General features: G+C 67.9%; 24 protein-coding genes. 9 read left to right on the forward strand and 15 right to left on the reverse strand.

Features of this window, described 5'->3' with window-relative positions; genetic code table 11:
* Positions 1-152: 152 nt before the first annotated feature.
* Together ASC65_RS11425 and ASC65_RS11430 are read left to right on the forward strand one after the other, a co-directional pair.
* Complete coding sequence (locus tag ASC65_RS11425) at positions 153-1,868, forward strand: hypothetical protein (RefSeq protein WP_056453135.1); 1,716 nt, start codon at positions 153-155, stop codon at positions 1,866-1,868.
* A gap of 131 nt (positions 1,869-1,999) precedes the next feature.
* Positions 2,000-2,290 carry a GIY-YIG nuclease family protein gene (locus ASC65_RS11430; protein ID WP_056453136.1) on the forward strand — a complete coding sequence of 97 codons (291 nt, stop codon included), beginning with the start codon at positions 2,000-2,002 and terminating at the stop codon, positions 2,288-2,290.
* 164 nt (positions 2,291-2,454) lie between these two features.
* Here ASC65_RS11430 and ASC65_RS11435 read toward each other — a convergent pair whose 3' ends face one another.
* Positions 2,455-2,793 carry a TFIIB-type zinc ribbon-containing protein gene (locus ASC65_RS11435; protein WP_082526016.1) on the reverse strand — a complete coding sequence of 113 codons (339 nt, stop codon included), beginning with the start codon at positions 2,791-2,793 and terminating at the stop codon, positions 2,455-2,457.
* Between the two features lie 217 nt (positions 2,794-3,010).
* Positions 3,011-4,234: an NAD(P)/FAD-dependent oxidoreductase gene (locus tag ASC65_RS11440; RefSeq protein ID WP_056453137.1), complete on the reverse strand. Its 1,224-nt coding sequence runs from the start codon at positions 4,232-4,234 to the stop codon at positions 3,011-3,013.
* A gap of 481 nt (positions 4,235-4,715) precedes the next feature.
* Between ASC65_RS11440 and ASC65_RS11445 the strand changes: the two genes are divergently transcribed.
* The 3 genes from ASC65_RS11445 (at position 4,716) to ASC65_RS11455 (ending at position 5,880) form a co-directional block, all read left to right on the forward strand.
* Positions 4,716-5,006 (forward strand): hypothetical protein, encoded by a 291-nt coding sequence (locus ASC65_RS11445; protein WP_056453140.1) that lies wholly within the window; start codon positions 4,716-4,718, stop codon positions 5,004-5,006.
* Entirely contained in the window at positions 4,993-5,268 is a 276-nt protein-coding gene (locus tag ASC65_RS11450; RefSeq protein WP_056453141.1) for a hypothetical protein, read from the forward strand. Before ASC65_RS11445 ends, ASC65_RS11450 begins: the two co-directional genes overlap by 14 nt.
* 150 nt (positions 5,269-5,418) lie before the next feature.
* A complete protein-coding gene (locus tag ASC65_RS11455) occupies positions 5,419-5,880 on the forward strand; it encodes a GIY-YIG nuclease family protein (RefSeq protein ID WP_082526017.1) in 462 nt (153 codons plus the stop codon).
* On the opposite strand, the gene ASC65_RS11460 is transcribed toward ASC65_RS11455, so the two are convergent.
* Positions 5,877-7,181, reverse strand: a complete 1,305-nt coding sequence (locus ASC65_RS11460) for a hypothetical protein (RefSeq protein WP_056453147.1) — start codon at positions 7,179-7,181, stop codon at positions 5,877-5,879. The genes ASC65_RS11455 and ASC65_RS11460 overlap by 4 nt on opposite strands.
* Before the next feature lie 278 nt (positions 7,182-7,459).
* Between ASC65_RS11460 and ASC65_RS16775 the strand changes: the two genes are divergently transcribed.
* Positions 7,460-8,161 (forward strand): Cthe_2314 family HEPN domain-containing protein, encoded by a 702-nt coding sequence (locus ASC65_RS16775; RefSeq protein ID WP_200939831.1) that lies wholly within the window; start codon positions 7,460-7,462, stop codon positions 8,159-8,161.
* 69 nt (positions 8,162-8,230) lie between these two features.
* Here ASC65_RS16775 and ASC65_RS11465 read toward each other — a convergent pair whose 3' ends face one another.
* From ASC65_RS11465 to ASC65_RS11480, 4 genes are read right to left on the reverse strand one after another with little or no spacing between them, the layout of a single operon-like run.
* Positions 8,231-8,941 carry a hypothetical protein gene (locus tag ASC65_RS11465; protein WP_156459644.1) on the reverse strand — a complete coding sequence of 237 codons (711 nt, stop codon included), beginning with the start codon at positions 8,939-8,941 and terminating at the stop codon, positions 8,231-8,233.
* A gap of 8 nt (positions 8,942-8,949) precedes the next feature.
* Entirely contained in the window at positions 8,950-11,859 is a 2,910-nt protein-coding gene (polA, locus tag ASC65_RS11470; protein WP_056453152.1) for a DNA polymerase I, read from the reverse strand.
* Between the two features lie 45 nt (positions 11,860-11,904).
* The gene (locus ASC65_RS11475) at positions 11,905-12,360 is read right to left on the reverse strand and encodes a hypothetical protein (protein ID WP_056453155.1); all 456 of its coding nucleotides are present in this window, start codon (positions 12,358-12,360) and stop codon (positions 11,905-11,907) included.
* 12 nt (positions 12,361-12,372) lie between these two features.
* A complete protein-coding gene (locus ASC65_RS11480) occupies positions 12,373-14,034 on the reverse strand; it encodes a thiamine pyrophosphate-binding protein (protein WP_056453156.1) in 1,662 nt (553 codons plus the stop codon).
* A 99-nt stretch (positions 14,035-14,133) separates the two neighbouring features.
* Here ASC65_RS11480 and ASC65_RS11485 point away from each other — a divergent pair, with 99 nt between their 5' ends.
* Positions 14,134-14,271, forward strand: a complete 138-nt coding sequence (locus tag ASC65_RS11485; protein ID WP_056453159.1) for an entericidin A/B family lipoprotein — start codon at positions 14,134-14,136, stop codon at positions 14,269-14,271.
* On the opposite strand, the gene truA is transcribed toward ASC65_RS11485, so the two are convergent.
* The 6 genes from truA to ASC65_RS11515 all read right to left on the reverse strand — a co-directional run bounded on the left by truA (position 14,268) and on the right by ASC65_RS11515 (position 18,433).
* Positions 14,268-15,005 (reverse strand): tRNA pseudouridine(38-40) synthase TruA, encoded by a 738-nt coding sequence (gene truA, locus ASC65_RS11490; RefSeq protein WP_056453162.1) that lies wholly within the window; start codon positions 15,003-15,005, stop codon positions 14,268-14,270. The two genes, ASC65_RS11485 and truA, sit on opposite strands and share 4 nt — an antisense overlap.
* A complete protein-coding gene (gene fmt, locus ASC65_RS11495; protein WP_056453165.1) occupies positions 15,005-15,928 on the reverse strand; it encodes a methionyl-tRNA formyltransferase in 924 nt (307 codons plus the stop codon). Before fmt ends, truA begins: the two co-directional genes overlap by 1 nt.
* A gap of 33 nt (positions 15,929-15,961) precedes the next feature.
* Positions 15,962-16,186, reverse strand: coding sequence for a hypothetical protein (locus ASC65_RS11500; RefSeq protein WP_056453168.1), 225 nt, complete (start codon positions 16,184-16,186; stop codon positions 15,962-15,964).
* Positions 16,186-16,752, reverse strand: coding sequence for a peptide deformylase (gene def, locus ASC65_RS11505; RefSeq protein WP_056453170.1), 567 nt, complete (start codon positions 16,750-16,752; stop codon positions 16,186-16,188). The genes ASC65_RS11500 and def overlap by 1 nt, the downstream gene beginning before the upstream one ends.
* A gap of 77 nt (positions 16,753-16,829) precedes the next feature.
* The gene (locus ASC65_RS11510) at positions 16,830-17,243 is read right to left on the reverse strand and encodes an acyl-CoA thioesterase (RefSeq protein ID WP_056453173.1); all 414 of its coding nucleotides are present in this window, start codon (positions 17,241-17,243) and stop codon (positions 16,830-16,832) included.
* Entirely contained in the window at positions 17,243-18,433 is a 1,191-nt protein-coding gene (locus ASC65_RS11515) for an acyl-CoA dehydrogenase (protein WP_056453174.1), read from the reverse strand. Before ASC65_RS11515 ends, ASC65_RS11510 begins: the two co-directional genes overlap by 1 nt.
* A 142-nt stretch (positions 18,434-18,575) precedes the next feature.
* On the opposite strand from ASC65_RS11515, the gene ASC65_RS11520 reads away from it, so the two are divergent.
* On the forward strand, positions 18,576-18,842 hold the full coding sequence (locus ASC65_RS11520; protein ID WP_056453175.1) for a DUF6356 family protein: 267 nt from the start codon (positions 18,576-18,578) through the stop codon (positions 18,840-18,842).
* A 76-nt stretch (positions 18,843-18,918) separates the two neighbouring features.
* Positions 18,919-20,157 carry a CaiB/BaiF CoA transferase family protein gene (locus ASC65_RS11525; RefSeq protein ID WP_056453176.1) on the forward strand — a complete coding sequence of 413 codons (1,239 nt, stop codon included), beginning with the start codon at positions 18,919-18,921 and terminating at the stop codon, positions 20,155-20,157.
* On the opposite strand, the gene ASC65_RS11530 is transcribed toward ASC65_RS11525, so the two are convergent.
* Positions 20,154-20,522 (reverse strand): hypothetical protein, encoded by a 369-nt coding sequence (locus tag ASC65_RS11530; protein WP_156459645.1) that lies wholly within the window; start codon positions 20,520-20,522, stop codon positions 20,154-20,156. The two genes, ASC65_RS11525 and ASC65_RS11530, sit on opposite strands and share 4 nt — an antisense overlap.
* A 256-nt stretch (positions 20,523-20,778) precedes the next feature.
* Entirely contained in the window at positions 20,779-22,320 is a 1,542-nt protein-coding gene (odhB, locus tag ASC65_RS11535; RefSeq protein WP_056453185.1) for a 2-oxoglutarate dehydrogenase complex dihydrolipoyllysine-residue succinyltransferase, read from the reverse strand.
* Positions 22,321-22,344 lie beyond the last annotated feature (24 nt).

Raw genomic sequence — 22,344 nt, forward strand, 5'->3', positions numbered from 1 at the left:
GTTCGGATGCTCAACGCATCACAAGCGCCACCGTTCTAGATGATCGGGGTAAGAATACGGCAGCGAACATGGGTTGCCATCGCAAAATGCGCAACGAAACCCGGCCTTAAAGCCTTGGCCCCATCCTGACCGCTCAAGAGTGCGAGCGTTTCATGGCCGGCCCCGTCCACTACGAGCTTTATATCCGCAAGACGGCCCCCGCGCCGTGGACCCTGCAGATGGCCACGGAGGACCGGTCGCACGCCATAGCCTCGGCGGAGGAAATGCTCGCCGACGACCGCGCTGCGGCGGTCCGGGTGACCAAGGAAACCCTCGATCCCGACACCATGGAGTTTAACAGCGTCACGGTCCTGACCCGCGGCGCACCCGAGGTGGCGCGCAAGCGCGTCGTCCCCGACGACCAGGCCGGCCCGCGCTGCGGCGCGCCCCAGGACCTCTACGCCCCGACCGCCCGCGAACTGGTGGCCCGGGTGCTGGAGGACTGGCTCAACCGCCAGGGGGTCACGGCCTTCGAACTGTTGCACCGTCCGGACCTGGCCGAAAAGCTCGACGCCTCGGGGGTCGAGCTGCAGCACGCCATCCAGAAGGTCGCCGTGCCCGAGAGCCAGGCCGTCGGCCAGCCGGTCCACGACCTGGTCCGCCACTATCAAAAGCTCGCCGACCGGGCGATCGAGCGCGTCGTCTCGGCCGGGCGGCGGAGCCAGTTCCCGTCGCTCGAACACCACTCCATCGCCGACCTGGCCCACCGCCTGTCGGGCCAGCCGGACCGCGCCTTCATCATGGGCGGAGTCGTCGCCGGCTCGCTGAAGGGCGTGCGCGGGGGCCGGGCCCGCCTCGACCGGCTGATGGACCTCGCCGACCGCGCCCCCATGGACGGCCCGCCGCTGGCCCTGGTGCTCGTCCCTATCGAACAACTGCTGTGCGAGCTGTTCTCGGCCCGCACCAATCTCGCCGACGTGCTCGGCCCGGCCCTCGACCAGGGCGCCTCGCTGGCCGCCGTGGTGCGCATGGTCGCCCCGCGCGAGGTCTCCGCCCTGATCGCCCAGGACGCCCGCCTGGCCCTGCAGGTGCCGGTCGTCGAAGGCCCCGCCGCCCGCCTCGGCGAGCGCGTCGCCGCCGGCCAGTTCCCGCTGCTCTCCGCCTCCTTGGCCCGCATGGTCGTCCGTGAACTGATGAGCCCGCGCCGGCTGCGCCCGAACGACGCCGCCGGCGAGATCGACATCCTGCGCACCCTGGCCACGACCCTGACCGCCACGGCCGGCCGCCTGCTCACCCTCGAGGAGGTGCAGACCGCCTTCAACGAGCGCTCCAAATCCCTGGTCACCGCCGACTTCGTCGCCGCCTACGTCAAGGACTGCGGCACCGTGCTCAGCGAGGCCGAGGCCCTGACCCGGCTGTGCGAGAACGTCACCGGCACGGCCAACAAACGCTCCGCGGCCCGGTGGTTGGCCGCCTGCGTCGGCTCCCTGCGCTTCGAGGGCGAGATGCGCGCCGCCGGCGCCCAGACCGCGGCCCAGAAGCTCGGCGTCCTGGCCTCACTGGCCCGCGCGTTGAAGGCCTGCGGCCTGACTGAGCGCGACGAGACCGAGATCGTCTCCGCCATCGGCGCCGTCGGCGGCACGGTCGAGGCCGAGGCCAGGATCGTCGCCATGCTGGCCCGCTCGCCCGCGCCCCTGCCGCAAAAACTGGCGGTGCTGCTGCGCATGGCCTCGGGCGACACCGCCCCGCCGGGCCCCGCCGCCGAGCGCGCCAAGGCTGAGGCCGTCAAACTGGTCCGCGCGCCTCAGAACCGCGCCGCCCTGGCCGCTTCGCCGGAAGCGCTTGGGCCGCTGAAGGGCCTGATGCGAGCGGCGGGGTTGGCGGCTTAAGGCCGCGCCCCAGTTCCGCTCATCCCCGCGAAGGCGGGGCCCAAGGCTTTTGCACAGCAAAGAGTTCGCGCCCACTGTTCGGACACGCCTGGCCAACTTGGAACATTTGCAGAACATTGTTATGCAGACGCATGGCGTTCTTCGTCTACATCGTGGCCAGCCGGCGCAACGGCACCCTCTACGTCGGTTCCACCGACGACCTGATCCGCCGCGTCTATGAGCACCGTGAAAAGCTTCGGCCAGACAGCTTCACCGCCCGATACGATGTCGGCCGCCTGGTCTGGTACGAGCTCCACGAGACTCGGGACTCGGCCTTCAAGCGCGAGCGACGACTCAAGAAGTGGACCCGCATCTGGAAGCTGCGGATGATCGAGGAAATGAACCCCGGCTGGCGTGACCTGACGGACCAACTCACCGGATAATTCAAATCCCGCTCATCCCCGCGAAGGCGGGGACCCAGTCCTGTCCAGATTGACGCAGTGGGGTCCGAACGGCGTGTGCGAACCCACGCCTGTTCAAAAACCTGGGTCCCCGCCTTCGCGGGGATGAGCGGAAATATTTGGCTTTGAAATGCCGCGCTCTGACCTCAGTCAAAGATATCGAAGATGCTGTCCCGCTTCTTCTTCTTGTACTTGTACTCGTCGTCCCGGTAGCGCTCGTCCTTGTAGCGCGGCGGCTCGCGATAGCCCTGCTGCCCGCCCCACGGCTGCGGCGCGGGCTGCTGCGGCGGATAGGACGGCTGCGGCGGCGGGGCGGCCTGGGGCGCCGAGGCGCGGCCCTCGCTGGCGGCCGACTCCATCAGCTTCTCCAGCTCGCCGCGGTCCAGCCACACGCCGCGACAGGTCGGGCACATGTCGAACTGCACGCCATGGCGATCCATGGTCTGCATCGGGGCGTTGTCGTTGGGGCACATCAGCAGGGGCATCGGGCGGGTCTCCTCAGTGGATCCAGTAAGGGTCGGACGCCCCGGCGCCGAACGGATTGGGCCGGGATCGAACGCAGGGGCGCCCGAAGCGGTCCGACATCACGCACCCACGGCCGGCAAGGGGGAAAACCGGCCGGGAGCGCGCCAGAGGGGCCCGTCCCGCAGCCTTCAAGGTGGAGCCCCCGTCCGCGCCCCGCAAGGGACGGAACGTCGCGGTCTAGCACACCTGCCCGGCGGCCCAGCCCGACGACCAGGCCCACTGGAAATTATAGCCGCCCAGCCAGCCGGTGACGTCGACCGCCTCACCGATGACGAACAGGCCCGGCACCGCCCTCGCCTCCATCGTCTGCTGGTCCAGCCCCTCGGTCGCCACCCCGCCCAGGGTGACCTCGGCGGTGCGATAGCCCTCCGAACCCACCGGCTTGACGGTCCAGCCGTTGACCGCCTCGTCCAGCCGCCGCAGCACCTTGTCCCCGACCTCGGCCAGCTTGCCCTTGATCCCCTCGCGCTCGCAGACGCTCTCCGCCAGGCGGCGCGGGACGATATGGCCCAGCGCCGTGTGCACCATCTGCTTGCCGTTCTCCTCCTTGGCCGCCTTCAGCAGGGCGTAGACGTCCTCGCCCGGCGCCATGCGCACGGTGATCGCCTCGCCCTCGCGCCAGTAGGAGCTGATCTGCAGGATCGAAGGCCCCGACAGGCCGCGGTGGGTGAACAGCAGGCCCTCGGCGAAGCGGGTCGTTTCAACGGGGCGCCCGGGCGCGCCGCCGGTGGACGGAACCTTGTGGCTGACCACCGCCTCGACCGACAGGCCGGCCAGCGGGGCCAGCTTCTCCAGCAGGCCCGGCTCGAACGTCAGCGGAACCAGCGCCGGCCGCGTCTCCGTCACCCGCAGGCCGAACTGGCGCGACGTCTCGTAGGCCCAGCCGGTGGCGCCCATCTTGGGGATCGACTTGCCGCCCGTGGCCAGCACCAGGGACCTCGCCTTCGCCACCGTCCCGTCCGACAGCCGCGCCTCGAACAGCTCGCCGTCGCGGCTCACCCCGTCCACCGCCAACCCCATCGACAGCGTCACGCCCGCCGCGCGCATGTCGTCCGTCAGCATACGGATGATCTGCTTGGCGCTGTCGTCGCAGAACAGCTGCCCCAGGGTCTTCTCGTGCCAGGCGATGCCCGCCTTATCGACCCGTTTGATGAAGTCGTGCTGGGTGTAGCGCTTCAGGGCCGAGGTCGCGAAGCGCGGGTTCTCCCCCAGAAAGTTGGCCGGCCCGGTCCCCAGGTTGGTGAAGTTGCAGCGCCCGCCGCCCGAGATGCGGATCTTCTCCCCCGGCGCCCGGGCATGGTCGATCACCCGCACGGACCGCCCCCGCCGGCCCGCCTCGATCGCGCACATCATCCCCGCCGCGCCCGCGCCGACGATCAGAACATCCAGGGTCTCGCTCATGGCCGCCCTCTACCACACCCCTCGGCTAAGCCCACTCACCGCGGCGCAGCCGCCCGCGCGCCGCCCGCGGCCTCTGATCCTCGGGTCAAGCTCGAGGATGACGGCAGAGAAACACCACCTCCCCTCGCCGAGCCCGTCTCCTCCCCGCCCTCCGAAGCCGCAGGCGAAGGAGGGTGGAGGGGCGAACCGCCGCACAGCCCATCCAGGGAACCGTCACCCTCGGGCTTGACCCGAGGGCCAGACCCGCCGCCGCAGCGTCAGGGAAGATCGCGCCCCCGCCGCCCCGGCCGCCCCGTCGCGCCTCGCCCGACGCAGGGCCGCCCAACCTCTGGCCCTCGGGTCAAGCCCGAGGGTGACGGCTTTGTATGACGCGGCGTCCGACCCACCCCCGTCCCTGTGAACAACCAGAACAAACCCGGAACATTTCCATTGCCCGCCCGGTTCCTCCGGCCTAGACCAAAGCCCTGCGCCGGAGGACGCCATGACCGAGATCGACCCGACCGCCCGCCTCCTCGCCGCCCTGGAGGGGATCGACCTGATGAGCGCCGACGGCCGCGCCGGCCTCGGCGTCGTCCTGGCCGAGATCGGCCGCCGTTCCCCCGACGCCGTCCTGCGCCAGGCCGCCTACATCGACCTGCGCCGCATCGGCTGGCCCGCCCCCGCCCCTGCTCCCCAAGTTCCTCCCCATCTGGGGGAGGTCGGCTGTCGCGCAGCGACAGGCGGGAGGGGGCCGCTCAGCCCCCCGCCCATGGACCCCCATGGGCCGGCGTAACCCCTACCGCTACACCACCGAGGACTGGAAGCAGGCCGGCGCCACCGTCGGCGCCATCCTGGCCAACCGCTGGCTGGTCTACACCGAGTGCGACCTGTGCGACCTGCGCATCCGCGCCGACCTCCGCCGCATCGCCCGCGAGCGCGGCGACCGCTTCAGCCTGTGGGGGCGGTCAACGACCTGCCGGCGCATGGGGTGTCCGGGAAGGGTGACGTTCTGGGTAAGGCCGCACGGGGCGGGGAAGGATGTGGCGATGGTGTGAGGGGGCGGCGCAAAGCTTTTGGCTTGTGATCCAAGTGGCGATTGGGACAATCGGATCTACAGAAATGCCATGCACGATGTGCAAGACTTCTGGCCAAATACCGGGCGGTGCACCAGACCCACCACTCCGGCCCCGCTCCAAAGCTGATTAATGATTTTCAACGCCGTCGGTACTGTAATGCCTGTGTGGCAGGTTCGCCGTGTCGATCCCGGCTACCTCTACGTCATTGAGGACAATGGCCGCTTCAAAATCGGCAAGACCACATCTACGAAAGAACGTCTGAAAGCCGCAAAAACTTGGCTGCCCGATATGAAGCTTGTCGGCTTCAAGCCGTTCTGGGGCATGTCGTACCATGAGCGTCTTTTACACACAGGTCTTGCTCAGTTTTGGTACTTCGGGGAATGGTTCCGCTTTGAAGGCGAGGACGAGATCCGTGAATGGTTCGTCGATAATTTCACTGCCTTCAGCGACGACGATCCGGACATGAATTCCGTGAACTTCATCTACTGGTGTCACGACGGCATGATCGAATTTCAGATCGATATGGATCGCCAGAAGCTCAGCTTGCCGAAATTCCAGCGGCAGGAATCCGTTCAAAAAAAATCCGATTAGGCTTTAAGAAGCTCTACGATCACGTCGGCCAAGCTGTCCCACATTGACATTAGGTGCTCGGGCGAGGGTGCGAAGTTGGGTGAGTGGACGTAGCGATTAAGTGTGTCCGCCGACACGAGCTTGTCGCCCTGCTTGAATTTCTTGAGCACCTCAAGTTGCTTGGCGTCGATCTTTCCAGCTGCCTTTAGGTGAAGTCCTGCCTTCTCTAGGCGACCCGCCAGCTTGTCGCCGTCCTGCACAGCGACGCCCGAACTTTGGATATAGTTGTCGAGCGCAAGCTCGATCAGCACGCGGAGCAGAACTGAAATCGCGTTCGGATGCCTGTGAACGTCGAGATGAAACTGAAGCTCTTCCCAAATCTGATGATGGCGTTGTAGCCGACCTGGCCAAACAAGCCCGAACTCCTTTTGGGGAATGAGCGTCGTGCGGAGAGTAGGCGACGCCTTAGCAGTCGGCTTTACCTTTGCCGGTTGCGATCCGGACCTTGTGGCTGCGTCCTTGCTTGCTGGCTTCGCCGGGTCGGGCAGCATTCCATCGCTCTGCAGCTTATCGAGGTAGGCCTGCTTGCCAGCGATGTCCCAAACGTCATTGAGTACAAGGTCGCGCTCAGTGAGATCTCTAGCGATTTTCGCGAGCGCAGCGAGCGACTTCTTTTCGTCTAACGTAAAGTGGAAGCGACCACCCTTCATGCTGATCCCGACGCGCTGGCGGAACGGTTCTGAAGATAGAAGTCGGTTAAGCGTCGACCGAGGCAACTTACGCCGGGAAGGCAGAAGGCCAGCCTCTGCCAACCGCTTTTCAATCTCATCGGCAACGCTAGGGCCGTTACCCTTGCCCGTTCGATTGACGAACGTGGACGTCATCCGATCGTCCCAAGTACTCTGGCCCACGCCCTTCTGCGTACCGGTATGGCGACGGAAGAGGATATCGTCGATGCGCTCACGGTCAGTCTCGACCTGACAGCTTATCGCCGAGGGGAATGGGCCCTTCCAAAGCGCTCGCTGCTCACGAAAGAACTTCTGCAATTCCGTTGTCGGAGCCCGCCTCGGATCGTCGAGCAACTTCAGACAGGTCACGCGTCTATTGCCGTCAAACACGACGAACTTCGCCTGATCCGGCCACACCAGCGGATACTCGTAGATCTCGCCTTCGGCGACGATATCCTTTGCCAGATTCCGCATATGGATTTCGCGCTCGTTGAAGAGCCATGCGATGGCAGCAGTTTCGTTTTCTAGCTCGCCATGCCGGTCGTTAGCGCGGTTTACGACAAGCGCCTTCAGCGGAATGTTTCGTATCGCCATCGATCGCCCCCCCCCAACTCGAACGATACCACCTAGGCGGAGCACCACAAGTCGGAGCACAAGCGGGCTGAATCAGCGCAACATGATATCTTCTCGAATTATTTGATCGGTGCAGCGTGCCAAATGCTAGGTCCACAAAGAAACCCGTAAAAATCAGTACGCTCCACCTTGGCGAGTTTCCGCCAGCGCCGAAGCGGGCCCGGGCTCAATTCTACGTTCGACACATCCTGCCCTCGGACGACCATTCGTTCGTTGGCCGGATCTTTGATCTCGGAATCGTGGCCTATCACTTCGACTCATATGAAGCCTTGGCGCAGCATCCTGACTGTAAATACGCCTATGACGTGCATGGTGAGATCTCAAATCTTACCAGGCGGGTCGAGTCATTGAACCTAGTTGGCGACATGCTCTGGCCAGTGCCCCTGCCAGATTTCACGACGTTCCCAATGTCGCGTTATGAATGGCTGACGGTGTCCGCCGACGTCTTCCTGATGCGCTTCATATCTGTCGTCGACTGCGCCATGCTGGTGATTAATGAGGTTTTTGAGTGCAAACTCGATGCTTCTAAGTGCTCGATCGGCAACCTGCGCAAATCAGAAGTCCCTAACTCCGTGACCGACCTTCTGGGAGCCATGATGGTGGCCCAGGGATCACTTCGACCGGAGCGCAATCGACGATTTCACCACGGCGCTGAACGCGGATTCACTCAAGACGACATGATTTTCCGAACAGCTGCGCTGATGGAGCACCGCGGGGGCGTAGCTGGCACCGACTCATTTGGACGGCCGCTCAACATGGAGCGGTCGTTTCGGGAGGGATTAGTGGAGCTACAGAAAGAATTTAACGCCGCTTCGCGCAAACTCGTTCGACAGCTCAATAATCTCTACGATCTGCTGGAGCCGGAATTCGAACGACGATTTGCGCCGCGGTTCAAAGCCGGACCTTTTGCACGCTCGCCAGAAGTGACGGCGTCGGAATAGTTCGGTGAAGATAGGCTGTGCCGAGCCCCTGGGAAAGCCAACGCCTGAATCAGGCCGACGTCAAGCCATTCACGGAGCGGCCGCTCGTTCGGCCGCACGCCTAACAAAGGCGAACAGGTCGCCGTAGTGCTCTTCATAAATATGCTGAATACGAAGCGCCGATATCACTTCATCCCAGACCAACTCCGTCGGAGGTTCAGCGGTTTCGCGCCTAGCATAAGGAAATGCGCTGGAGGCGAATGCGTAGACCTTCGCCGCATTCATCAAGTAGGCGTCTAAATTCAGCACACCCAAGTCTTGAGCTTCGTCCGGCAGCGCACTCATTCGCGAATTGAGCACCTGCATTTCCGATATTAGATCTGAAAGAAACCCAGCGAAGCCATCGCTGTCTGTGGCCTCAATAACGGCTTCAAGCGCCAGGACTGATGGATCAGGCAAGATCGGCCTTGGCAGCTCCGCCAGCATAGGAACGGGCTGGTTGGCCCCAACAGCATCACGCAAGCGCCTCAGGAACACTATGGCGTCGCTCCCGTAGTGGCTGATGGTGCTTAGCGTCATTTGCAGCCGTGATCTTGCGGCGGCAAGCCGTCGCTTCCGCCGATGGTCTTCGGCTGACTCAGCTTGCTCGATCTGCTTTCGGACAAAATAGACGCTAACACCTGCCGCTATTAGCGCAGCGATACCAGTCAGCATTGTTTGCCATCGGTCCAACCAACCGACCAAACAGTTGAAATCACCGCACACCGACCAAACGAGATTAATCCCACAGGCTTCGGTCATATGCCCCCCTAATGCGCCTCGTCCCAGTTCCCCGCCGCCCGCGCATCGACCACCAGCGGCACCGACAGCGCGACGGCCGGCAGGGCCGCCCCCTCCATCACCCGCTTGATCACGGCGATGGCCTGATCAGCGAGCTCAGCCGGCGCCTCGAACACCAGTTCGTCGTGCACCTGCAGCAGCATCTTCACCTCTGACAGGCCGGCGGCCGCCAGTTCGCCGGGCATGCGGATCATGGCGCGGCGGATGATGTCGGCGGCGGCGCCCTGGATGGGGGCGTTGATGGCGGCGCGTTCGCCGAACTGGCGCTCGGCGCCGGACTTGGAATGGATGGCCGGGATGTGGATGCGGCGGCCGAAGACGGTGGAGACGTGGCCGCGCTCGCGGACCTCGGCCTTGGTGGCGTCCATGTAGGACCGGATGCCGGGGAAGCGCTCGAAATAGGTCTTGATGTAGGCCCCGGCCTCGCCCTGGTCGATGCCCAGCTGGGCGGCCAGGCCGAAGGCGCTGATGCCGTAGACGATGCCGAAATTGATCGCCTTGGCGCGCCGACGCGTCTCCGCGTCCATCTGCTCCAACGGCACGTTGAACATCTCGCTCGCCGTGGCCGCGTGGATGTCGAGCCCGGCCTTGAAGGCGCGCTTCAGCTCGGGGATGTCGCCGATGTGGGCCAGCAGGCGCAGCTCGATCTGGCTGTAGTCGGCGCTGATCAGGACGTTGCCCGGGCCGGCGATGAAGGCCTGGCGGATCTGGCGGCCGGTCTCGGTGCGGATCGGGATGTTCTGCAGGTTGGGGTCGGAGCTGGCCAGGCGGCCGGTGGTGGCGGCGGCCAGCTGGTAGGAGGTGTGGACGCGGTCGGTCTGGGCGTCCATGGCCTCGATCAGGGCGTCGGTGTAGGTGCCCTTGAGCTTGGAGAGCTGGCGCCAGTCCAGCAGGACGCGCGGCAGTTCGTGCGTCTGGGCCAGTGCCTCGAGGGTGGCGGCGCCGGTCTCCCACTGGCCCGAGGCGGTCTTCTTGCCGCCGGTCATGTTCAGCTCGCCGAACAGGATGTCGCCGATCTGGCGCGGCGAGCCGACGTTGAAGGGGCGGCCGGCCAGCTGGTGGGCCTGGGTCTCCAGCTCGGCCATGCGCATGCCGAACTCCGAGGAGAGCCGGCGCAGGCGGGCGGGGTCGACGCGGATGCCGATCCGCTCCATGCCGGCCAGGGTGGCGGGCATGCCGCGCTCGAGGGTCTCATAGACCGTGGCCAGGCCCTGCTCGGCCAGGCGCGGCTTGAGGATGCGCCACAGCCGCAGGGTGACGTCGGCGTCCTCGGCGGCGTAGCAGGTGGCGTGCTTGAGCTCGACGTGGCGGAAGGATTTCTGCGCCTTGCCCGTGCCCGCCACCTGTTTGAACGGGATCGGCTCGTGCCCCAGGTGCAGCCGGGCCAGCTCGTCCATCCCATGCCCGTGCAGCCCGCCCTCCAGCACGTAGCTGATCAGCATGGTGTCGTCATACGGCGCCACCACGACGCCCCGCTTGGCCATGACCGCGAGGTCGTACTTGATGTTCTGCCCGACCTTGAGGACCGACGGATCCTCCAGCAGGGTCTTGAGCCGGGCCAGGGCGGTCGCCTTGTCGATCTGGGCGATGGCCTCGCGGGTGTCCGCGGGCGCGTCGCCGAAGTCGAAGCCGCCGGAGCCCTCGACGGGCGGATGCTCATGCGTCAGCGGCACATAGCAGGCCTCGTTCGGCCCGATCGCCAGGGAGACGCCGCACAGCCCCGCATGGGTGGCGCTGAGCGCGTCGGTCTCGACGTCGAACCCAACCACGCCGGCCGCGGTCGCCTTGGCGATCCAGGCGTCGAGCGCCTCGATCGTCTGTACACAGACATACCGCTCCAGGTCGAAGCTGTGGTCGCCGTTGGGCGTGACGGACTGGGGGGCGTAGCGGGGCGTGACGACGGGCGCGCTCAGCGGCTTGGGCCGGGCGGCGAAGGCCGAGCCGTCCTTGGCCGGGGCCTTGCCGTCGCCGACGCGGGCGCGCAGCCCGCGGAACTCCATCTTGTCGAGGAAGGCGCCGAGGACTTCCGGGTCGGGGTCGCGGACGGCGAAGTCGTCGATGGCCTCGGGGGCCGGGGCGTCGCAGGTCAGGCGCACCAGTTCGCGGCTGAGGCGGATCTGGTCGGCGAAATTGATCAGGGTCTCGCGGCGCTTGGGCTGTTTGATCTCGCCCGCGCGGGCCAGCAGGGTGTCGAGGTCGCCGTATTCGTCGAGCAGCTGGGCCGCCGTCTTGGGGCCGATGCCGGGGGCGCCGGGGACGTTGTCGACGCTGTCGCCGATCAGGGCCTGCAGGTCGACCATCTTCTCGGGGCCGACGCCGAACTTCTCGTAGACGGCTTCCTCGGCCAGCTTGCGGTCCTTCATCGGGTCCCACATGACCACGCCGCCGCCGATCAGCTGCATCAGGTCCTTGTCGGACGAGACGATGACCGCCTCCCCGCCTGCGTCCCGGGCCTTGCAGGCATAGGTCGCGATCAGGTCGTCGGCCTCATAGCCGGGCAGCTCCAGGCAATGCACCCCGAACGCCGCCGTGGCCTCGCGGACCAGCGGAAACTGCGGAACCAGATCCTCCGGCGCCGGCGGCCGATGCGCCTTGTACTGGTCGTACAGATCGTTCCGGAACGTCTTCTCCGAATGATCGAAGATCGCCACCAGATGCGTCGGCCCGTCCGCCCCCTTCAGGTCCCGGATCAGCTTCCACAGCATGTTGCAGTACCCCTGCACCGCCCCGACGGGCAGACCGTCCGACTTGCGGGTCAACGGCGGCAGGGCGTGGTAGGCGCGGAAGATGTAGGCCGAGGCGTCGATCATCCACAGCCGCAGCGCGGGGCCGTCCTGGGTGAGGGGGCGGTCGGCGGTGTCGGCGGTGCTGTCGGTCATGGGCGGAACATAGGGGCGGTCGCGGCCCCCGTCACCGCCCCTGATCTAGGAGATCCAGGTGTTCTTGCACTCGGTGACCGTCCAGCCCGCGAAGCCGGAGCGGACGCGGCATTCGACGCCCATGCCGGCCAGCGGCCCGTGCAGGATGCCGGCGTCGACCAGGGCCCCCTGGCCGTCATAGCGCGGGCGCTTGAACGACACCCACTGCACCCGCTCGCCGGGCTGGTGGGGCCGGTCCGGGTCGTAGGTCGAGGGGAAGCTGACGCCGTAGCGGGCCCAGTCGCAGTTCGGCGACCAGGTCGTGTCCTCGGCGTCCAGCCACAGCGGCGGAGCGACGTTGTCGGTGCTGTTGAAGCGGTAGTGCTCCTTGGCCACCGCCGCGATCACCGCGCAGTCGTTGCCGTTCTGGGCCATCGGCGGCGGAACGTCGGGCCCGGAGGGCGCGGGCGTGGCGCAGGCGGCGACACTGAGGGCGGCGGCGACAACGGCGAGACGGCGCATGGCGGCTCCGGGCTAGCGGCTTCGAAGGCCGGTGATCGTGCGGTTGGGCGCGATGTCCTCGGCCGAGGTGAGCAGGTGAACGAGCGCCGGGCGGCCCGCGTTCCGCGCCGCCTCAAGAGCCGCCGGGAAGTCCTCGGTCCGCTCACAGCGCACGCCGAAAGCCCCGAAGGCCTCGGCGTATTTGACGAAATCGGGGTTCTTCAGGTCGGTGGCGATGGTCCGCGGCGCGCCCGGATAGTGGGTTTCCTGGTGCATGCGGATGGTGCCGTAGGTGCCGTTGTCGACGACCACCACGATGGCGTTGATGCCGTACTGGACGGCGGTGGCGATCTCCTGGCCGGTCATCAGGTAGTCGCCGTCGCCGGCGATGCAGATCACCTCGCGCTCGGGCGCCGCCGACTTGGCCGCGATGGCCGCCGGATAGCCGTAGCCCATGGCGCCCGAGGTCGGGGCCAGCTGGGTGCGGCGGGCCATGTGGCGATGGAAGCGGTGCAGCCAGGCGGCGAAATTGCCCGCGCCATTGGTCAGGATGGCGTCGGCCGGCAGGACCTCGCCGAGGTGGCGGATGACCTCGCTCATGTTCACCGCGCCGGTGACTTCGACCGGCTGTATGAAGGCCTCGTAGTCGGCGTGGGCGGCCGCCGCCTGGTCATGCCAGGTCCGGCCCGGCTCGATCGTCGACAGGGCCAGGGCGGCCAGGGAGTTGTCGGCGGTGGCGCTCAGCAGCGGTGTCCAGACCCGGCCCAGCTCCTCGGCGCCGGGATGGATGTGAACCAGCTTGGCCGCGGTCTGCTCGCGGGTGAAGAGGGTATAGCCCTGGGTCGGATTCTCGCCGAGGCGGGCGCCGACGGCGATGACCAGGTCGGCGTCCTTTACCCGGGCGATCAGCTTCGGATTGGGACCGAGGCCCAAGTCGCCGGCGTAGCTGGGCCGGTCGTTGGAGATCAGGTCCTTGCGGCGGAAGGACAGGGCGACCGGCAGACCGAGCCGCTCGGCCCAGTCGCCGATGGCGGTCGTCGCCTCGTCGCTCCAGCCCGAGCCCCCCAGCACCAGCAGCGGGCGCTCCGCCTTGGACAGGCGTTCGCGCACAGCCTCGGCGAAGGCCGGGTCCAGCGCCGCCCGGGCGGGGACCACCGGCTTCAGCGGCGCGGGGCCGCCCTCCTCGTGCAGGATGTCCTCCGGCAGGGCGATGACCACCGGGCCCATCCGCCCCTGCAGAGCGGTGGCGAAGGCGCGCTCCACCACCTCGACCGTGCGCTCCGGGCTCTCGATCTCGGTCGCCCACTTGGCCAGGCCCCCGAAGACCTCGCGATAGTCGACCTCCTGGAAGGCCCCGCGGCCGCGGTCGGTCAGGGCGATCTGGCCGACGAACAGGATCATAGGGGTGGAGTCCTGGTGCGCCGTGTGCACCCCGATCGAGGCGTGGGTCGCTCCGGGCCCACGGGTGACCATGCAGACCCCCGGCTTGCCGGTCAGCTTGCCATAGGCCTCCGCCATGTTGGCGGCGCCGGCCTCGTGGCGGCAGGCGATGACCTGGATCTTGTCGCGGACATCGGCCAGGGCGTCGAGCACGGCGAGATAGCTCTCGCCCGGGACGCAGAAGACACGGTCGATCCCATTCATGACCAGGGTCTCGACAAGGCGACGGGCGGCGGTATTGAGCGGCTGGGTCATGGTCGCGGGTTAGCAGACGCCTCCCGCCTTGGCCATGCAACCCCACGGCCACGCTTGGCGTTTCACGGCCAAGCTTCAATCGAACTCCTGGACCTACCCATGCGCAAGATCGCCGCCCTCGCCCTCGTAGCCGCCGCCCTGGCGGTCTCGGCCTGCAACACCGTCGCCGGCGTCGGCCGTGACGTCTCCGCCGTCGGATCGGCCGTCGCCGGCGCCGCGGAAGACGCCAAGAACTAGTAGCGCACGCCCGTCAGATACAGGCCGTCCGACGGCGCCACCGGGCCGCAGCGCGCGCGGTTGCGCGCCGCCAGGGCCTCGGCCACGTCCCCGACGGCCCAGCGGCCCTGCCCGACCTCGGCCAAGGTGCCGGTCATTGAGCGCACTTGCCTGTGCAGGAAGCTGCGCGCCTCGAACACCAGGTGCACCTCGTCGCCGACGCGGCTGACCTGGGCCACGTCGAGCGTCTTCTCCGGCGACTTCGACTGGCAGCCGACGTCGCGGAAGGTCGTGAAGTCATGCAGCCCGACCAGGCTCTGGGCGGCCTCGTGCATGGCCTCGGCGTCCAGCGGCTTTTTGACGTGCCAGACCCGGCCGCGGTCCAGGGCCGGCCGGCCCGGGCGGTTGAGGATGCGGTACAGATAGCTGCGCCCGGTCGCCGAGAAGCGCGCGTGCCACTCCGCATCCACCTCGGCGCAGTCCAGCACGGACACCGCCTCCTCGACCATGTGGGCGTTCAGCGCGTTCATCACCGTCTTGGCGGGCCAGGCCTTTTCGAGGTCGACACTGATCACCTGGCCGGTGGCGTGGACGCCGGTGTCAGTGCGGCCCGCGGCGGCGATGCGCACCGTCTGGCCGCAGAAAGCGGTGATCGCCGTCTCGACCGCGCCCTGCACCGTCGGCTGCCCGGCCTGGGCCTGGAAGCCGTTGTAGCCCGAGCCGTCGTATTCGAGCGTCAGCCGGTAGCGCGGCATCAGCCCAGCTTCACGCCGGCGGCGATCGGGAACCCGCGCAGCATCTCCTCCGCCGGCTGGGCCGCCTTGCCCGGACGCTGCACGGTCACGAGGCGCACCGCGCCATCGCCACAAGCCACGGTCAGTTGGTCGTCCAGCACCTCGCCCGCCGCGCCCACCCCGTCCGCTACCCGCGACATCAGCGACTTGATGCGCACCGGTCCCTCGGCCGAGGGGGCTTCGAACCAGGCGCCCGGGAAGGGCGACAGGCCCCGGATGTGGGCGTCGATCTCGGCGGCGGGGCGCGACCAGTCGATGCGCGCCTCGGCCGGGGTGATCTTCTTGGCGTAGGTCGGTTCGCCGGTCTGGGGCGTGCCCTCGACCGCGCCGCGCTCGATCGCCGCCAGAGCCCGCGGCCACAGGCTGGCGCCGATGTGCGACATGCGCTCGCCCAGGCTCGCGGCGGTGTCGTCGGGGCGGATGTCCATTCGCTCGGACAGCAGGATGGCGCCCTCGTCGAGGCCCTCGCTCATGCGCATGATCTGCACGCCGGTATGGTCGTCGCCGGCCATGATGGCGCGCTGGATCGGGGCGGCGCCGCGCCAGCGGGGCAGCAGGGAGCCGTGCAGGTTGAAACAGCCGAGACGGGGCGCCTCCAGCACCTCGGTCTTGAGGATCTGGCCGTAGGCGACGACGCAGGCGGCGTCGACGTCCAGGCTCCTGAACGTCTCAATCGCCTCGGCGGCCTTCATCGACTCCGGGGTGAACACCGGCAGGCCCATGGTCTCGGCGAAGGCGTGCACCGGCGACGGCGTCAACTTCTGGCCCCGGCCCTTGGGCCGCGGCGGCTGGGAATAGACGGCCACGACCTCATGGCCGGAGGCGATCACCTCGGCCAGCGAGGCGACGGCGAATTCGGGGGTTCCCATGAAGGCGATGCGCATGGGCGACGCTTTAGCGGTTGAAGCGGCCGCCGACTACCAGCGCGTATGAACGCCGCCGCCCTCGTCCCACTCGCCGCCCGCGTCGAGCGCGTCATCGAAATCGAGCAGACGGTCCAGCAGCAGGCCGGCGACCACGCCGACCGCCGCCATGCCCAGCAGGGTGACGACGCTGGCCACGCCGACCTTTTCGTTGCGCGTCATCCGGCGACGCCCGCGGGTGTCGACGATGCGATCGCGGCGGCGCTTGATCCGGGCCATCAGGCAGCCAACCTCGCGTTCTTCTTGACCTTGGCGATGGCCCGGTCGCGGCGCAGGCGCGAAAGATGGTCGATGAACAGGACGCCCTCGAGGTGGTCCATCTCATGCTGGATGCAGACGGCGTAGAGGCCGTCGACCTCTTCCTCGACCTTCTCGCCGGCGTAGTTCAGGTAGCCGATGCGGACCCGGGCCGGCCGCTCGACGGCGTCGAACACGTCGGGCACCGACAGGCAGCCTTCCTCGTATTGGAACAGCTCGTCCGAGGACCACAGGATCTCGGGATTCACGAAATAGCGCGGGTTGCGACGCGCGGCCTCGGCTTCCTCGCCCTCGGCCTCTTCGTCCGCGCCCGGCTTGTCGCCCAGGTCCATGACGATGACCCGGCGGACATCGCCGATCTGCACCGCGGCCAGGCCGATGCCCGGCGCGGCGTACATGGTCTCCAGCATGTCATCCATCAGACCGCGCAGTTCGTCGGTCACTCCGCCTTCGACGGGCTTGGAGATCTGCTTCAGCACCGCCGTATCGGCAGCGTTATCGACGGTCAGGATGCGACGGATGGCCATGGCCGGGACGTAGGCGGCGAGGGCCGGAACGTCAAGATTTCCCAGTGTCGCGGTGGGTTAATGGAGGCGGTCGGCCTTCAGCCCTGGCCGGGCAGCATCCGCGGCTTCTTGTCCGGCCCGATGGCGACATAGGTGAAGACGCCCTCGGTCACCCGGACGACCTCCGGGCTGGGCGCATTGCGGCTGCGCTTCCAGGCTTCGACATGAACGCGCACCGAGGTGCGGCCGGTCTTGAGCACGGTGGCGAACAGGGAGACCTCGTCGCCGACCGAGACCGGCTGGTGGAAGACCATGGCGTCGAGCGCGACCGTGGCGCAGCGGCCCTGGGCCAACTCGAAGGCCGGGGTGGCGCCGGCCAGGTCCATGTGGGCCAGCAGCCAGCCGCCGAAGATGTCGCCCTCGGGGTTGGTGTCCGCCGGCATGGCGATGACCCGCCCCACCAGCCGCCCCTGCGGGGCCGTCGGCTCCGCCGCTGCGGTGGCGTCGCTCATCAGAAGGCGCTCTGGCCGGTGATCGCCCGGCCCAGGATCAGGGCGTGGACGTCGTGGGCGCCCTCGTAAGTGTTGACCGTCTCGAGGTTCATGGCGTGGCGCATGACGTGCATCTCGCCGGTGATGCCGGCGCCGCCGTGCATGTCGCGGGCCTCGCGGGCGATGGCCAGGGCCTTGCCGCAGTTGTTGCGCTTCATCATCGAAATGGCTTCCGGGACCCAGTCGCCGGCGTCGAGGCGACGGCCCAGGGCCAGCGCGCCCTCGAAGCCGAGGAAGATCTCGGTCTGCATGTCGGCCAGCTTCTTCTGCACCAGCTGGCGCGACGACAGCGGGCGGCCGAACAGCATGCGCTCGCCGACGTAGTCGCGGGTCAGGTGGAAGCAGGCCTCGGCGGCCCCCATGGCGCCCCAGCTGATGCCGTAGCGGGCCTTGTTAAGGCAGGAGAACGGCCCGCGCAGGCCCTTCACGCCCGGCAGCAGGTTCTCTTCCGGCACGAAGACGTCGTTCAGGCCGATGTCGCCGGTGATCGAGGCGCGCAGGGACAGCTTGTCGCCGATCTTGTCCGTGGTGAAGCCGTCGAAGCCGCGCTCGACGATGAAGCCGCGAATCTCGCCGTCCAGCTTGGCCCAGACGATGGCCAGGTCGGCGATCGGGCTGTTGGTGATCCAGTATTTGGCGCCGTTCAGCTTGTAGCCGCCGTCGACCTTGTCGGCCTTCGTCTTCATCGAGGCCGGATCCGAGCCGCCGTCGGCCTCGGTCAGGCCGAAGCAGCCGACCAGTTCGCCCGCGGCCATCTTCGGGAGGAAGCGCATCTTCTGCTCCTCCGAACCGAAGGCGTAGATCGGGTACATGGCCAGCGAGCTCTGCACCGACATCGCCGAGCGATAGCCGCTGTCTACCGCCTCGATCTCGCGCGCGATCAGGCCGTAGGCCACGTGGCTGACGCCCGCGCCGCCGTATTGCTCGGGCAGGGTGGCGCCGAGGAAGCCCATCTCGCCCATCTCGGTCATGATGGCGCGGTCGAAGGTCTCGTCACGGAAGGCGGCGACGATGCGCGGCAGCAGCTTCTCGCGGGCATAGCCGCGGGCCGCCTCCTGGATCATCCGCTCCTCGTCGGTCAGCCGTCCGTCGAGATCCAGCGGGTCCTCCCACTTGAAGGTCTTGTGCGGAGCGGTGGAGCCGTCGGCCATCGGTCGTCTTCCCTGAGCTTCTCCGGGGGCTCTTGGGCTCGTCACGCATTGGTGACGGGCGCCCCCTGTTCTGGCGGGCGGTTTAGGCCAAAATGGCGGCGCCGGGTAGTGGGAGCGCCCGAGGCAAGCTATTCAGGGGACCATGAGCCGCACGCTGAAACGCCTGTTCGTCGACCATCCGCGCGAGGTCGAGGAGTCCTATCTGGAGCACATGGCCGCCTCCGGACGGTTCGGCTTCAAGCTGCTGCGCCTGGCGGCCTGCGCCTTCTGCCACGCCGTCGTGCCCGGCGTGTTCAAGTCCACCGTCTCCGACGAGATCAAGGCCACCGCCCGCACCATGGGCAAGCGCGCCGAGGAAGCCCGCGACACCCGCATGCGCGACGCCGGCGTGTGGGATCCGGGTCTTTGACAGGGGCGAGGGTCGAGGGGCGAGGGGCGAGCGAGGTCGCCCGACGCAGCCGGCTGCGGGATGCTGGCCCTGCTCGATGACCGATAACACCTCTTCCCTCGACCCTCGCCCCTCGACCCTCGCCCCTCCTTCCGGCCCCCTCTCCGGCGTCCGCGTCCTCGATCTCAGCCGCGTCCTGGCCGGCCCCTGGGCCACCCAGATGTTGGCCGACCTCGGGGCCGAGGTGATCAAGGTCGAGCGGCCCGGCGCCGGCGACGACACCCGTCTGTGGGGTCCGCCGTTCACGACCAAGGCTGACGGCTCGCGCGGCGACGCCGCCTATTTCCTCTGCGCCAACCGGGGCAAGAAGTCGGTCGAGCTGGACATCGCCTCGCCGGAGGGCGCCGCCGCCGTGCGCGAGCTGGCCAAGAGCTGCGACGTGGTGGTCGAGAACTTCAAGACCGGCGGACTTAAGAAGTACGGCCTCGACCACGCCGCCCTGTCCGCGATCAACCCGAAGCTGGTCTACTGCTCGATCACCGGCTTCGGCCAGGACGGGCCGGACGCCCACCGCGCCGGCTACGACTACATGATCCAGGCCATGGGCGGACTGATGTCGATCACCGGCCAGCCCGACGGCGCGGCCGGGGCCGAGCCGATGAAGGTGGGCGTAGCCGTCGTCGACCTGTTCACCGGCCTCTACGCCTCCAACGCCATCCTCGCCGCCCTGCTGCACGCGCGCGCCACCGGCGAGGGCCAGGCCATCGACATCGCCCTGTTCGACGTCCAGGCGGCCATGCTGGCCAACCAGGCGACCAACTATTTCGTCTCCGGCAAGGCGCCGACGCGGATGGGCAACGCCCACCCCAACCTGGCTCCCTACCAGCCCTTCCCGTGCACGGACGGCATGGTGGTCATCGCCGTCGGCAACGACGGCCAGTTCCGCCAGCTGGCCCAGGCCCTGGGCGCGCCCGGCCTCGGCGCCGACCCGCGCTTCGCGACCAACGCCTTGCGCATCGAGCACCGCGCCGTCCTGACCGCCGAGCTCTCGGCCCTGACCGCGGGCCACGAAATGCACAGGCTGATGGCGGCGCTGGAGGCGGCCGGCGTGCCCTGCGGTCCGGTCAACACCGTCGACCAGGTCTTCGCCGAGCCGCAGGCGAAGCACCGCGGCCTCGAGATCGAGCAGACCCGCGCCGACCTGTCCGCGCCCATCCGCACCGTCGCCTCGCCGATCCGGCTGTCGAAGACGCCGATCCGCTATGACCTGCCGCCGCCGGCGCTAGGCCAGGACAATGACGAGGTATTGAGCCGTCTCGGTCGCGAGGCGGACTAGTCCAGAGGCCCCAACCAGATCGGGGGCGTGGGCAGGTACTCGATCCCCTTGAGCACCGCCAGAATGCCGAGCCCGGCGGCAACCAGGATCCAAAGCGGCTTCGCCCCGCGCGCGGACTTCGCCGCGATGCTATCACCGTCCTCGATGCGCTCGGCGCCGCTCCGCAGGCTTTCGAGCAGCCGCCGACCGGCGTCGGCCTGGTCGTTCGGGAGCGACAGGTTCACGCCCCCAAGCGCCTGCAGCACCAAGGGATTGGCTTTCACGTGCTCTGCGCCGCCCAGCACCGGGTCAAAGCCGTCCGCACGCAGGCGGGCCGCCGCGATCTCGGCCTCATAGACATCTGCGAAGCGGGCGATTTCGGTCATGGTCATCACGCTCAAGTAGTGACGATTACCGTCCCGGACACCCCCGCCGCAGCCTTGGTAAAACCGTTGGACCAACCACCCCGCGTCAGGAGTAGGCCGGCTTGTCCAGCAAGAGGTACACGCCCGCCCATAACAGGCCAGATCGCCGACGCCCGGGCGCTTCTGTCGAGGGCTCGAACGGGCGAGTGATCTCGCGCAGGCTCATACGGCGCAGCTTCGCACAGGTCGAAGCCGCGCCCCAGAGACCCGCCGAGGATCAGAGATCCAGTAGCGCGCGCGCCGGGTCTTCCAGCAGTTCCTTGACGCGCACCAGGAAGGTCACGGCTTCCTTGCCGTCGACGATGCGGTGGTCGTAGCTCAGCGCCAGGTACATCATCGGGCGGATCAGGACTTCGCCGTTCACGGCCATCGGGCGCTGCACGATGTTGTGCATGCCCAGGATGCCCGACTGCGGCGAGTTCAGGATCGGCGTCGACATCAGCGAGCCGTAGGTGCCGCCGTTGGTGATGGTGAAGGTGCCGCCCTGCAGCTGGTCCAGGGTCAGGGCGCCGTCGCGGGCGGCCTTGCCCAGGGCGCCGATGCCCTTCTCGATGCCGGCCAGGGTCAGCGTGTCCGCGTCGCGCAGCACCGGCACGACCAGGCCCTTGTCGGTGCCGACGGCGACGCCGATGTCGTAGTGGTTCTTGTAGATGATGTCGGTGCCGTCGATCTCGGCGTTGACCGCCGGAATCTCGTGCAGGGCCTGGACCACGGCCTTGGTGAAGAAGCTCATGAAGCCGAGCTTCACGCCGTGGCGCTTCTCGAACACCTCTTTGTACTGGGCGCGCAGGGCCATGACGTTGGTCATGTCCACCTCGTTGAAGGTGGTCAGCTGGGCGGCGGTGTTCTGCGATTCCTTCAGCCGGCGGGCGATGGTCTGACGCAGGCGCGTCATCTTCACCCGCTCTTCGCGCGGCTGGTCGGCGCGCGGGGCGGCCGGGGCGGCGGCCTTCGGCGCGGCGGCCGGGGCAGCAGCAGGGGCGGCGTTGATGGCCGCCAGGGCGTCGCCCTTGGTGATGTTGCCCTTCGGACCGGTGGCGGCGATCGCCTTCGGATCGAGGGCGTTCTCGGTAACCACGCGCTGCACGGCGGGCGACAGGTGCGGCGCGTCCGCCGACACCTGGGCGGAGCCGGCGTTGGCCGGGGCGGCGGCCGGCGCGGGAGCGGCGGCGGCGCCCGAGGCTGCAATGCTGCCGATCTGCTGGCCCGGGGTCACGCTGTCGCCGGCGTCGGCGAGGATGGTCAGCACGCCGGCGGCCGGAGCCGACACTTCGACGGCCACCTTGTCGGTCTCGATCTCGACCAGCAGTTCGTCCTTGACGACCGTGTCGCCCGACTTCTTCAGCCAGGTCCCCATCGAGCCCTCGGCGACGCTCTCGCCCATGGTCGGAACGTTGATGGCGACGGCGCCGCCGGAAGCGGCGGCGGAAGCGGCTTCGGGGGCCGCGGCAGGCGCAGCGGCGGGAGCTGGCGCGGCTTCAGCCTTGGCGGCCGGGGCGGCGGCCGGCGCAGCCGCGGCGGCGGCGCCTTCCGACACCACGCCCAGGACGGCGCCCGGGGTCACGGTCTCGCCGTCGGCGAACTTGATCTCGGCCAGCACGCCGTCGGCCGGGGCCACGACTTCCAGCGAGACCTTGTCGGTCTCCAGCTCGACCAGGACCTCGTCCTTCTTCACCGGGTCGCCGGCCTTCTTGGTCCACTTGCCGATGGTGGCTTCAGTGACGGATTCGCCGAGGGCGGGGGTCAGGATGTCGGCCATGGGAGGGTCCGGGTCTCTGTCAGG

The sequence above is a fragment of the Brevundimonas sp. Root1279 genome, assembly GCF_001425945.1.
GTDB lineage: Bacteria > Pseudomonadota > Alphaproteobacteria > Caulobacterales > Caulobacteraceae > Brevundimonas.

Excerpts from the sequence above, each read along its gene's own strand:
- ASC65_RS11425 (WP_056453135.1), top strand. The coding sequence starts at position 153 with ATGGCCGGCCCCGTCCACTACGAGCTTTATATCCGCAAGACGGCCCCC.
- ASC65_RS11430 (WP_056453136.1), top strand. The coding sequence starts at position 2,000 with ATGGCGTTCTTCGTCTACATCGTGGCCAGCCGGCGCAACGGCACCCTC.
- ASC65_RS11435 (WP_082526016.1), bottom strand. The coding sequence starts at position 2,793 with ATGCCCCTGCTGATGTGCCCCAACGACAACGCCCCGATGCAGACCATG.
- ASC65_RS11440 (WP_056453137.1), bottom strand. The coding sequence starts at position 4,234 with ATGAGCGAGACCCTGGATGTTCTGATCGTCGGCGCGGGCGCGGCGGGG.
- ASC65_RS11445 (WP_056453140.1), top strand. The coding sequence starts at position 4,716 with ATGACCGAGATCGACCCGACCGCCCGCCTCCTCGCCGCCCTGGAGGGG.
- ASC65_RS11450 (WP_056453141.1), top strand. The coding sequence starts at position 4,993 with ATGGGCCGGCGTAACCCCTACCGCTACACCACCGAGGACTGGAAGCAG.
- ASC65_RS11455 (WP_082526017.1), top strand. The coding sequence starts at position 5,419 with ATGATTTTCAACGCCGTCGGTACTGTAATGCCTGTGTGGCAGGTTCGC.
- ASC65_RS11460 (WP_056453147.1), bottom strand. The coding sequence starts at position 7,181 with ATGGCGATACGAAACATTCCGCTGAAGGCGCTTGTCGTAAACCGCGCT.
- ASC65_RS11465 (WP_156459644.1), bottom strand. The coding sequence starts at position 8,941 with ATGACCGAAGCCTGTGGGATTAATCTCGTTTGGTCGGTGTGCGGTGAT.
- polA (WP_056453152.1), bottom strand. The coding sequence starts at position 11,859 with ATGACCGACAGCACCGCCGACACCGCCGACCGCCCCCTCACCCAGGAC.
- ASC65_RS11475 (WP_056453155.1), bottom strand. The coding sequence starts at position 12,360 with ATGCGCCGTCTCGCCGTTGTCGCCGCCGCCCTCAGTGTCGCCGCCTGC.
- ASC65_RS11480 (WP_056453156.1), bottom strand. The coding sequence starts at position 14,034 with ATGACCCAGCCGCTCAATACCGCCGCCCGTCGCCTTGTCGAGACCCTG.
- ASC65_RS11485 (WP_056453159.1), top strand. The coding sequence starts at position 14,134 with ATGCGCAAGATCGCCGCCCTCGCCCTCGTAGCCGCCGCCCTGGCGGTC.
- truA (WP_056453162.1), bottom strand. The coding sequence starts at position 15,005 with ATGCCGCGCTACCGGCTGACGCTCGAATACGACGGCTCGGGCTACAAC.
- fmt (WP_056453165.1), bottom strand. The coding sequence starts at position 15,928 with ATGCGCATCGCCTTCATGGGAACCCCCGAATTCGCCGTCGCCTCGCTG.
- ASC65_RS11500 (WP_056453168.1), bottom strand. The coding sequence starts at position 16,186 with ATGGCCCGGATCAAGCGCCGCCGCGATCGCATCGTCGACACCCGCGGG.
- def (WP_056453170.1), bottom strand. The coding sequence starts at position 16,752 with ATGGCCATCCGTCGCATCCTGACCGTCGATAACGCTGCCGATACGGCG.
- ASC65_RS11510 (WP_056453173.1), bottom strand. The coding sequence starts at position 17,243 with ATGAGCGACGCCACCGCAGCGGCGGAGCCGACGGCCCCGCAGGGGCGG.
- ASC65_RS11515 (WP_056453174.1), bottom strand. The coding sequence starts at position 18,433 with ATGGCCGACGGCTCCACCGCTCCGCACAAGACCTTCAAGTGGGAGGAC.
- ASC65_RS11520 (WP_056453175.1), top strand. The coding sequence starts at position 18,576 with ATGAGCCGCACGCTGAAACGCCTGTTCGTCGACCATCCGCGCGAGGTC.
- ASC65_RS11525 (WP_056453176.1), top strand. The coding sequence starts at position 18,919 with ATGACCGATAACACCTCTTCCCTCGACCCTCGCCCCTCGACCCTCGCC.
- ASC65_RS11530 (WP_156459645.1), bottom strand. The coding sequence starts at position 20,522 with ATGACCGAAATCGCCCGCTTCGCAGATGTCTATGAGGCCGAGATCGCG.
- odhB (WP_056453185.1), bottom strand. The coding sequence starts at position 22,320 with ATGGCCGACATCCTGACCCCCGCCCTCGGCGAATCCGTCACTGAAGCC.